We start from the raw sequence: 9,704 nt of genomic DNA, 5'->3' as shown, positions 1-9,704 counted from the left end.
CTGCGGTCAGCGTGGTCTTGCCGTGGTCAACGTGGCCAATCGTACCGATGTTGACGTGCGGTTTTGTACGCTCAAACTTTTCCTTTGCCATTCCTCAGGCGCCCTTTTTGCAATTTGGGGGACCCTTGGTCCCGTGGTTACATCTGCGCGCGCGAGATATTTGGTTCAGGGGGGAAAATCAAGCACATCCTGAGGGAAAAGCGGATCAGGACGCCGGATTTTGCGTGACGGCCCCGGAATCGAGCGGCTGGATCAGGCTGGGACGCTTGTCGAACCATCCATTCTCAAGATGTTCCTCGGCCAGCCACTCTTCGACACGGTCGGCAACTTTGAGGGCAAGTCCGCTCATCTGCTCGTCTTTGGTGCGTTCGTGGCCCGAACCTTTGAGGGCACTTCCGCCGGTGGTGTCTTCCAGCACCTGGAATTTCTTGCCCTTGGCCAGAAACTCTTTCTTGTTCACGTCATAGACATTCACCAGCACGATCGCGGTGCTTTTGGGGTTATAGATCACCGGAATGCCCGGAGGGGCCAGCATATAGCCTTCGAGGCTGATGCCGATGTCATAATCCTGCGCGCCTTCATAGCGGCCCAGACGGATATCAACGGCGTTCTGAATCGCTGCCGTCCATTCGTCGGGCGTGGCATCGCGCGAGACCGGTCCCTGAATCGCCTTGTCGGCGAAGGCGTAGTTCACGCGCAGTTTGAATTCGCCCAAGCTTTCGGGTTCTTCATAAACCTGCGTCTGGGTGCAGGCGCCCATCAGGGCCAGCCCGGTGATCAGTGTCAGAATGCGCAGCATGTCTCTCGTCTCGATAGGCCTGTTTTCATCTGATCTAGCGCACCGATACGGGGTGTGCCAAGCGGTATCGGCAGATTTTCACCAAACAGGCCGCTTGATCACGAGAACTTATAGTCGCGCGGGAAGCCATAGGGGGCCTTTTTGCCAACGCCTGCGCGCTTGGCCAGCCATTGGGACATATCCGCCTCGTGCCGGGTTTTATCGCCACCCATGGACCATTTCAGACCCTCTTCCCAGTTGAAGGTGGTGATGTCAGACAGGCCACCGTCCAGCTCCAGCGTGCCCTGACGCCCGCGTGCCATATTGTATTTCTGCAGGCGAACGCCCTTGCCTCGGGTCATCTCGGGCAGCTCTTCCGTCGGGAAGACGAGGAACTTTCCGTTCTGCGAAACGACAGCCACGTGGTCACCCTCGACGGGTTTACAGATCATCGCCGTCTCGTCGCCCTTAACGTTCAGCACCTGCTTGCCGTTACGGGTCTGGGCCAGCACGTCATCCTCGGGCACCATGAAACCGTTGCCCGCGTCCGAGGCCACAAGCAGCTTGCGCCCCGGCTTGTGGATCAGGATGTCGATGATCTGCGCCTCGTTCGGCAGGTCGACCATCAGGCGCAGCGGTTCGCCCATCCCACGCCCGCCGGGTAGATTGGCGGCGCTTACCGTGTAGAATCGCCCGTTCGAGGCAAAGACCAGCAACCGATCTGTGGTTTCCGCGTGGAAAATGAACCGTGGCCCGTCGCCGTCCTTGAACTTCAGCTCACGCTTGAGGTCGATATGACCGGTCATGGCGCGAATCCAGCCCATCTGAGAGCAGACGACCGTGATCGGTTCGCGGTCGATCATCGCCTCAAGCGGCACTTCCTCGACCTGCCCCGCCTCGGCAAACAGCGTCCTGCGCGCACCGCCTTCGTAGTCTTTGCCGAAAGTCTTCTTGGTCTCTTTGAGTTGTTCAGCGATTTTCGCCCACTGCAAGGCCGGATCGGCCAGCAGGTCTTCGAGATTGGCGCGCTCCAGCATCAACTCGTCACGTTCACGTACCAGTTCCATCTCTTCCAGACGGCGCAGGCTGCGCAGGCGCATGTTGAGGATGGCGTCGACCTGAACTTCGGACAGTTCGCCCTCGCCCGGTTTGGGCGAGACATAGTCGGATTCGTCTGTGGCGCGGACGTGATCGATGCCCCAATCCTCGCGCATCAGCGCGGCTTTGGGGTCGTCGTCATAGCGGATGATGTCGATCACACGGTCGAGGTTGAGGAAGGCGACAATAAATCCCTCCAACACCTCAAGCCGGTGGTCGATCTTGCCCAGACGGTGACGCGAGCGGCGGATCAGAACCTCTTGCCGGTGATCGAGGAAGGCGCGCAGCACTTCCTTCATCGAACAGACCTTGGGCGTCACACCGTCGATCAGAACGTTCATGTTCAGGCTGAACCGCACCTCAAGGTCCGAGTTACGATAGAGCATGCCCATCAGCACTTCGGGGTCGACGTTTTTGGAACGCGGCTCGAGGATTAGGCGGATGTCGTCTGCGGACTCATCTCGCACATCAGCGAGAATCGGGATTTTCTTGGTCTGGATCAGCTCGGCGATCTTCTCGATCAGCTTGGATTTCTGGACCTGATACGGGATCTCGGTGACGACGATCTGCCATTGGCCACGGCCCAGATCCTCAACCTCGAATTTGCAGCGCAGGCGGAAGGACCCCCGCCCAGTGCGATAGGCTTGCGCGATGTTCTCGGGCGGTTCAACGATCACGCCGCCGGTCGGGAAGTCCGGGCCGGGCACGTAGTTCAGCAGAGTGTCGTCGCGCGCGTCGGGCGTTTTGATCAGATGCAGACAGGCGTCGCAAAGCTCTGAGATATTATGCGGCGGAATGTTGGTCGCCATCCCCACAGCGATACCACTGGCCCCATTGGCCAACAGGTTCGGGAACTGCGCAGGCAGCACAACCGGCTCGGTCAGCGTGCCATCATAGTTGTCGCGAAAATCAACGGCGTCTTCGTTCAGACCTTCCAGCAGCGCCTCGGCCACGATAGTCATCCGCGCCTCGGTATAACGCGAGGCCGCCGGGTTATCGCCGTCGATATTGCCGAAATTCCCCTGCCCGTCGACCAGCGGGTAGCGCACGTTGAAATCCTGCGCCAGACGCGCCATCGCGTCGTAAATCGCGGCATCACCATGCGGGTGATAGTTACCCATCACGTCGCCCGAGATTTTCGCAGACTTACGGAACCCCCCCGTCGCGCTGAGTCGCAGCTCGCGCATTGCATAGAGGATTCGCCGGTGTACCGGCTTCAGCCCGTCGCGCGCATCCGGCAAAGCGCGGTGCATGATGGTGGACAGCGCATAGGTCAGATAGCGCTCGCCAATCGCGCGGCGCAGCGGTTCGGCTATCTCGCCCCCGCTCTCGGGGGCCTCCATGTTGGGGTCGTCGATCGTGTCGTTCATACATGATGTGATACGCCGCAAGCGCGCCGTGGTAAAGCAATCGCTGCACATTTTACCCCGTGCACATCAGGCTTTTTGCAACAGGGGGAGGCAAGTACCGGATTTCCCCCGCCTTTCGACTCAGAGCCTGATCTATGGTATCCTCTCAGTCATTCTTACTGCTGCCTTTTTATTGTTGTTACGATTGCCAGGGGGTGCGCCATGACGCGCGTTATTATCATCACTTTTGCCATGCTCGGCTGGAGCTTTTATGTCATGAGCGGAGGGCCGGATTTCGAACCGCGCGGTGTGCGCGCCGAACAGCCCCGCCAGATCGCCGCTCAGACGGATCACGATCCTGCACCCGCCGTTGAACAGCTGGTCACCCGCGCCACGCCGCAACCCGCGCTGCCCGCCATCCCGGTTGTCGAGATTGTGCCCGACGCCCCCCAGACAAGTGACGACGAGGAAACCCGCGCGCTGCTGGCGCAAATCGCCACGGGCCTCAATCTCGATTCGTCCTTCGTGACCGATCAGAACGCAACACTGGCGCTGGCCTCGCTGGAACAGGGGGTCAGCGCGCTGCAGCAGGTCACGCCCGAGGCGGTGACCGATGCCAGCGAAACACCCGTTCTGCCCGAGCCCGAGAAAGACATCCGCGAAATCGCCGGCACCCGTGTGAACATGCGCGACGGCCCCGGCACGATCTATCCGATCATCGGCAAGGGCACCATCGGTCAGCAGGTCGAGGTGTTTGCCGAATCCGGCACCGGCTGGCTGCGCCTGCGCGTGGTGGAAACGCAACAGGTCGGATGGATTTCGGCCTCGCTGATCCGCAAAACCAGAAACTGACGCAGTCGGGTCATTGTCCTGCCCGAAACCTCGCCATAGCTATGGGCGAGGCATACGGGCGGGGATAACATGCAGAAAACCATCCTGATCACGGGTTGTTCGTCTGGCATTGGCCTGGACGCGGCACATGGGATGCGCGCACGGGGCTGGCGGGTATTTGCCTCGTGCCGGCAGCAGCGCGATTGCGACCGGCTGCGGGCGCAGGGCTTTGACAGCCCCCTGATCGATTACACCGACGCGGCCAGTATCAAATCCGGCCTGCAACAGGTGCTTGAGGCCACGGGCGGCACGCTGGATGCGCTGTTCAACAACGGTGCGCATGGCCTGCCCGGCGCGGTCGAGGACGTGCCCACCGACGGCCTGCGTCATATCTTTGAAACCAATGTCTTTGGCTGGCACGAACTGACCCGGCAGGTGATTCCCGTCATGCGGGCGCAGGGCCATGGACGGATCGTTCAGAACTCGTCCGTTCTGGGACTGGTCGCCTATCCGTGGCGCGGCGCCTATGTGGCGACCAAATACGCCATCGAAGGCCTGTCGGACACGCTGCGGCTGGAGCTGCGGGACACCGGGATCAAGGTCATCCTGATCGAGCCCGGCCCCATCACTTCGCGGCTGAGGGAAAACGCCATCCCGGTCTTCGAACGGTTTGTCGACTGGGAAAACTCGGCCCTGCGCCAGCGCTACGAGGGGTCGCTGCTGAAACGGCTCTACGAATCCTCGGGGCCCGACAGGTTCGAACTGCCGGCCTCGGCCGTGACCGCCAAGCTGGCCCATGCGGTCGAAGCCGCCCGCCCCCGCAGCCGGTATTATGTCACCACGCCCACCTATATCGCCGCCTATCTGCGCCGCATCCTGCCGACCCGCATGATCGACCGCATCCTGTCGGACGTCTGAGGCGAAATTACCCGTTCGCTTTTGCCGCCATCGGGGCTAGATGAGGGGCAACGAGACAAAACACGGACGGTGATCGCATGGACCTGTTGATGGTCATATTGCTTCTGGCCATGGCGGCGGTGGTTGCTGTGCTGGTCATTGGCATCTCGAATTTCGGAAAACCCGGCAAGGACGCCGCGATGAAAAGCAACAAGATGATGCGGCTGCGCATCCTGTTTCAGTTCATAGCCGTGGTGCTGATCGTGCTCTACGTCTATCTGCGCGGACAAGGAGTTCAATAGATGGTCGTTCTCAACAAAATCTACACGCGCACCGGAGATGATGGCAAAACCGCGCTCGGCAATGGCGAACGGGTTGCCAAATACGCGGGTCGCGTCGCAGCCTATGGCACCGTGGACGAGCTGAACTCGTTCGTCGGCGTGGCCCGCACCGAGGCCGAAGGCGGGGTCGAGGCCGCCCTGTCCCGCATCCAGAACGACCTGTTCGATCTGGGCGCTGATTTCTGTCGCCCCGACATGGATAAGGATGCCGAGGCTGAATACACCCCGCTACGCATCGTCCCCGCCCAGATCGACCGGCTTGAGGCCGAGATCGATGCCATGAACGAAACGCTGGAACCGCTGCGCAGTTTCATCCTGCCTGGCGGCTCGCGTCTGGCAGCGCATCTGCATGTCTGCCGCACCGTCTCGCGCCGGGCCGAGCGTCTGGCGGTGGAACTGACCAACATGGAACCGGTGAACGAGGTGGCAGTCAAATACCTCAACCGTCTCAGCGACTGGTTTTTTGTCGCTGCGCGCTGCGCCAACGATAACGGGCGTGACGATGTTCTGTGGATTCCGGGTGCGAACCGCTGAAAGCGGCGCAACGTCCAGTGGACGTTGTGGCGACCGGAAGGGCGGAGCCCCGGACCAAAGGTCGGCGCGAACCGCTGATCTGCGCGCCCGGCGGAAATAAAATTTCGTTTCCTGTCGAAAAAATGACAAAACGCGACGTCCCGAAACCATGACGTGACGATTTTGCTCTGTTGCTGGGCATCACGACCCGCTATCTAAACCAGCGAGAGCATTGGTGGAGTCGCGGCGCGGCTTGCCGTTTTTGTAAGGAGCATACGCAAAAATGAAGGTACTTGTGCCTGTCAAGCGCGTGATCGACTACAACGTGAAGGTTCGCGTCAAAGCGGACGGCAGCGGTGTTGATCTCGCCAATGTCAAAATGTCGATGAACCCGTTCGACGAGATTGCCGTGGAAGAGGCGATCCGCCTGAAAGAAGCAGGCAAGGCTGACGAAGTCGTTGCCGTTTCGATCGGCGTGAAGCAGGCGCAGGAAACCCTGCGCACCGCCCTGGCCATGGGCGCCGACCGTGCCATTCTGGTTGTGGCCGCCGAAGACGTGCATCAGGACATCGAGCCGCTGGCCGTTGCCAAGATCCTGGCCAAGGTGGTCGAGGAAGAACAGCCCGGTCTGGTGCTGTGTGGCAAGCAGGCGATCGACAACGACATGAACGCAACCGGCCAGATGCTGTCGGCCCTGCTGGGCTGGTCGCAAGGCACCTTCGCGTCCGAACTGGACATCGACGGCGACAGCGCCAAGGTCACCCGCGAGGTGGATGGCGGCCTGCAAACCATCAGCGTCAAGATGCCGACCATCGTCACCGTCGACCTGCGCCTGAACGAGCCGCGCTATGCGTCGCTGCCCAACATCATGAAGGCGAAGAAAAAGCCGCTGGACGAGAAAACCACCGCCGATTACGGCGTCGACGTCACCCCGCGTCTGGAAATCGTCAAGACCGACGAGCCGCCCGCGCGCGCCGCAGGGATCATCGTAGGCTCGGTCGATGAGCTGGTTGAGAAACTCAAAGAAGCGGGGGCTGTGTGATGGCTGTTCTTCTTCTGGCCGAAGTCAACAATGGCGAACTGAGCGTTGACGCAACCGCCAAGACCGTTGCCGCAGCAAAATCGCTGGGCGACATCACGGTTCTGGCCGCAGGCGGCTCGGCCGCCGCTGCCGGTGAGGCCGCCGCCAAGATCGATGGCGTGTCCAAGGTTCTGGTCGCCGAGGATGCCTCGCTGGGTCATCGTCTGGCGGAATCGACGGCTGCGCTGATCGTGTCGCTGGCCGATGGGTACGAGCATATCGTGGCCCCTGCGACCACCGACGCCAAGAACGTGATGCCGCGTGTTGCTGCGCTGCTGGATGTCATGGTGATCTCGGATGCGTCCGGCGTTGTCGACGGTTCGACGTTTGAGCGTCCGATCTATGCCGGTAACGCGATCCAGACCGTGAAATCGAACGACGCCAAAAAAGTCGTCACCATCCGCACCGCCAGCTTTGACGCGGCGGGCGAAGGTGGTTCGGCCTCGGTCGAAACCGTTTCGGTGCCGGGATCCGAAGACCTGTCGTCGTGGGTCGAGGACAAGGTGGCCGAAAGCGACCGCCCTGAACTGACTTCGGCTGGCGTCGTTGTCTCGGGCGGCCGTGGCGTCGGTTCGGAAGAGGACTTCAAGCTGATCGAAACGCTGGCGGACAAGCTGGGTGCCGCTGTTGGCGCGTCGCGTGCTGCGGTCGACTCGGGCTATGCACCGAACGACTGGCAGGTGGGCCAGACCGGTAAGGTTGTTGCGCCGGACCTGTATGTCGCTGTCGGCATTTCGGGCGCGATCCAGCACCTGGCTGGCATGAAGGACTCGAAGGTCATCGTGGCGATCAACAAGGACGAAGAGGCGCCGATCTTCCAGGTTGCCGATTTCGGTCTGGTCGCCGACCTGTTCCAGGCCGTGCCGGAACTGACCGAGAAACTCGGCTGATCCGAGGCCGAGATTTTTCGTCGAAAAATCTTGCAAGGCCCGCCATTGGCGGGCCTTTTCTGTCATATCCCGATATCCTGAATGACAGGTGACAGCGCCTCGGCAATCCGGCGATGGGCGGCGGGGCCGATCATGTGCTCGGCCATGGGCTGCTGCAACGTGCCGAAAAGCACATCCTCCAGATCGTCGGACACGCTGGCCACCTGCGCGGGCAACTGAACGATCTGCGTGCAGAGCGGCCCGAGCGCCTCGAGCATGCCGGCTTGGGCCAGCAGTCGGCCCGGCCCGGTTTGGCCTGTTTCGCCCTCTTGCACTGCAAGGGCCAGAGCCACCACGGGGGGTATGATCCGGTTCAGGATATCCTGCAGATGATGCAGCCAGCTGCGTTGCAACTCCTGCAAAACCGCGTCGAACCGCGCGTCGTCGTGCGCCTGCAATCGCGTGAGCAGATGGCCTACGAAGTGGATATCGGTGAAATCTTCGTCGGGGTACAGCCTCAGCAGATCGCGCGTCGGGGCCACGAAACGGTCGTTGCGGCGGGGGTGCACACGGTAGAACCGGTTGGAATGACCGGCCAGATCGGGCAGTTGCAGCAGACACAGTTGGGCCCCGTTGGCCAGGTCCAGCAGGCCCTCGTCCTGCAGCAGCGCCTCGGCCCCGCAGAAGAGGCTGCCGAAATTGATGCAGCGCCGTCCGAGGTGCTGTTGCAGGACCGCCGGATAGGGGCGGTCGACGAAGCGCCCGAAGGTCTCCTGCCCGCCAAGGCAGGCTATATATGGCCGGTTTAGCGCCCGTTCAGGGCCCCGAAACCGCAGCTTCGAGGTACCATAACGGCACATAAATTCGGCGGGACCACCCCCGCCTGTCGGTTGATAGCTCATCTCACTCACCCAGTTTTTCACCCGCTGCCATCTTGCCGCCGCAGGTGTTGCGATTCTCCTAATGTGCGCATTTGAAGCGAATTTGACCGGTCAGCGCCCCTTGCCGCCCACCCGGAACTGCCGATAATGTCGCCTGTAACCTGCGAGCAAAGGCATCGGAACATGGATGTAAAATCAGTCGGAGTGATCGGCGCCGGTCAGATGGGCAACGGGATCGCCCATGTTATGGCGTTGGCGGAATATGATGTTTTGCTCAATGACATCAGTCAGGAGGCTCTGGATGCTGCGATGGGCACGATCGAGGCCAATCTAGCACGGCAGGCTTCGCGCGGGAAGATCTCGGACGAGGCGGTGCAGGCGGCTTTGGGGCGGATCACCACGACGCTGAACCTGCCGGATATCGGCCAGACCGATCTGGTGATCGAAGCGGCGACCGAGCGGGAAACCGTCAAACAGGCGATTTTCGAGGATCTGCTGCCGCATCTTCAGCCGCATACAATTCTGACCTCGAACACCTCGTCGATTTCGATCACCCGTCTGGCCAGCCGCACCGACCGGCCCGAGCGGTTCATGGGGTTCCATTTCATGAACCCCGTGCCGGTGATGCAACTGGTGGAACTGATCCGGGGCATTGCCACCGATGAGCCGACGTTCAGCGCCTGCAAGGCGGTTGTGGACCGGCTGGGCAAGACCTCGGCCAGTGCAGAGGATTTTCCGGCCTTTATCGTCAATCGCATCCTGATGCCGATGATCAACGAGGCGGTTTATACGCTTTATGAGGGCGTCGGGAATGTGCAGTCGATCGATCAGTCGATGAAGCTGGGGGCCAATCACCCGATGGGGCCGCTGGAGCTGGCGGATTTTATCGGGCTGGATACCTGTCTGGCGATCATGAACGTGCTGCATGATGGCTTGGCGGATACCAAGTACCGCCCCTGCCCGCTGTTGACGAAATATGTCGAGGCCGGGTGGCTGGGGCGTAAGACAGAGCGCGGATTTTATGATTATCGGGGCGAAGTTCCGGTGCCGACGCGGTAGGAAGTGA

Annotated in this window: 11 protein-coding genes; 7 read left to right on the top strand and 4 right to left on the bottom strand. The window is 61.0% G+C overall.

What is annotated here, in order from left to right; translation table 11 throughout:
• The 3 genes from ACR1XV_RS19295 to parC form a co-directional block, all read right to left on the bottom strand.
• A partial coding sequence (locus tag ACR1XV_RS19295) for a GTP-binding protein (protein WP_215675807.1) occupies positions 1–91 on the bottom strand: 91 nt, incomplete at its 3' end.
• Between the two features lie 114 nt (positions 92–205).
• Positions 206–799 (bottom strand): hypothetical protein, encoded by a 594-nt coding sequence (locus ACR1XV_RS19290; RefSeq protein ID WP_480534335.1) that lies wholly within the window; start codon positions 797–799, stop codon positions 206–208.
• A 98-nt stretch (positions 800–897) separates the two neighbouring features.
• The gene (gene parC / locus ACR1XV_RS19285; protein WP_480534333.1) at positions 898–3,246 is read right to left on the bottom strand and encodes a DNA topoisomerase IV subunit A; all 2,349 of its coding nucleotides are present in this window, start codon (positions 3,244–3,246) and stop codon (positions 898–900) included.
• Between the two features lie 201 nt (positions 3,247–3,447).
• Between parC and ACR1XV_RS19280 the strand changes: the two genes are divergently transcribed.
• The 6 genes from ACR1XV_RS19280 to ACR1XV_RS19255 all read left to right on the top strand — a co-directional run bounded on the left by ACR1XV_RS19280 (position 3,448) and on the right by ACR1XV_RS19255 (position 7,778).
• Entirely contained in the window at positions 3,448–4,077 is a 630-nt protein-coding gene (locus tag ACR1XV_RS19280) for an SH3 domain-containing protein (RefSeq protein WP_480534331.1), read from the top strand.
• A 69-nt stretch (positions 4,078–4,146) separates the two neighbouring features.
• Positions 4,147–4,974, top strand: coding sequence for an SDR family NAD(P)-dependent oxidoreductase (locus ACR1XV_RS19275; RefSeq protein WP_480534329.1), 828 nt, complete (start codon positions 4,147–4,149; stop codon positions 4,972–4,974).
• A gap of 77 nt (positions 4,975–5,051) precedes the next feature.
• Positions 5,052–5,255, top strand: a complete 204-nt coding sequence (locus ACR1XV_RS19270; protein WP_480518613.1) for a twin transmembrane helix small protein — start codon at positions 5,052–5,054, stop codon at positions 5,253–5,255.
• The gene (locus tag ACR1XV_RS19265) at positions 5,256–5,828 is read left to right on the top strand and encodes a cob(I)yrinic acid a,c-diamide adenosyltransferase (RefSeq protein WP_480534327.1); all 573 of its coding nucleotides are present in this window, start codon (positions 5,256–5,258) and stop codon (positions 5,826–5,828) included. It abuts the gene before it with no gap.
• Between the two features lie 262 nt (positions 5,829–6,090).
• A complete protein-coding gene (locus ACR1XV_RS19260) occupies positions 6,091–6,849 on the top strand; it encodes an electron transfer flavoprotein subunit beta/FixA family protein (protein ID WP_480534325.1) in 759 nt (252 codons plus the stop codon).
• Complete coding sequence (locus tag ACR1XV_RS19255) at positions 6,849–7,778, top strand: electron transfer flavoprotein subunit alpha/FixB family protein (protein WP_480534323.1); 930 nt, start codon at positions 6,849–6,851, stop codon at positions 7,776–7,778. The genes ACR1XV_RS19260 and ACR1XV_RS19255 overlap by 1 nt, the downstream gene beginning before the upstream one ends.
• Before the next feature lie 62 nt (positions 7,779–7,840).
• Here the strand turns inward: ACR1XV_RS19255 and ACR1XV_RS19250 are convergent, their stop codons facing one another.
• The gene (locus tag ACR1XV_RS19250) at positions 7,841–8,659 is read right to left on the bottom strand and encodes a DUF6473 family protein (RefSeq protein WP_480534321.1); all 819 of its coding nucleotides are present in this window, start codon (positions 8,657–8,659) and stop codon (positions 7,841–7,843) included.
• 162 nt (positions 8,660–8,821) lie between these two features.
• Here ACR1XV_RS19250 and ACR1XV_RS19245 point away from each other — a divergent pair, with 162 nt between their 5' ends.
• On the top strand, positions 8,822–9,697 hold the full coding sequence (locus ACR1XV_RS19245; protein WP_480534319.1) for a 3-hydroxybutyryl-CoA dehydrogenase: 876 nt from the start codon (positions 8,822–8,824) through the stop codon (positions 9,695–9,697).
• Positions 9,698–9,704 lie beyond the last annotated feature (7 nt).

Source organism: Ruegeria sp. AD2(2025) (genome assembly GCF_056542385.1).
The sequence above is the reverse complement of the archived record's forward strand: the minus strand, read 5'-3'. Positions and strand labels throughout refer to the sequence as shown.

Bases quoted from the DNA above. Each gene is read 5' to 3' on its own strand.
- ACR1XV_RS19290 (WP_480534335.1), bottom strand. From the start codon at position 799: ATGCTGCGCATTCTGACACTGATCACCGGGCTGGCCCTGATGGGCGCC.
- parC (WP_480534333.1), bottom strand. From the start codon at position 3,246: ATGAACGACACGATCGACGACCCCAACATGGAGGCCCCCGAGAGCGGG.
- ACR1XV_RS19280 (WP_480534331.1), top strand. From the start codon at position 3,448: ATGACGCGCGTTATTATCATCACTTTTGCCATGCTCGGCTGGAGCTTT.
- ACR1XV_RS19275 (WP_480534329.1), top strand. From the start codon at position 4,147: ATGCAGAAAACCATCCTGATCACGGGTTGTTCGTCTGGCATTGGCCTG.
- ACR1XV_RS19270 (WP_480518613.1), top strand. From the start codon at position 5,052: ATGGACCTGTTGATGGTCATATTGCTTCTGGCCATGGCGGCGGTGGTT.
- ACR1XV_RS19265 (WP_480534327.1), top strand. From the start codon at position 5,256: ATGGTCGTTCTCAACAAAATCTACACGCGCACCGGAGATGATGGCAAA.
- ACR1XV_RS19260 (WP_480534325.1), top strand. From the start codon at position 6,091: ATGAAGGTACTTGTGCCTGTCAAGCGCGTGATCGACTACAACGTGAAG.
- ACR1XV_RS19255 (WP_480534323.1), top strand. From the start codon at position 6,849: ATGGCTGTTCTTCTTCTGGCCGAAGTCAACAATGGCGAACTGAGCGTT.
- ACR1XV_RS19250 (WP_480534321.1), bottom strand. From the start codon at position 8,659: ATGAGCTATCAACCGACAGGCGGGGGTGGTCCCGCCGAATTTATGTGC.
- ACR1XV_RS19245 (WP_480534319.1), top strand. From the start codon at position 8,822: ATGGATGTAAAATCAGTCGGAGTGATCGGCGCCGGTCAGATGGGCAAC.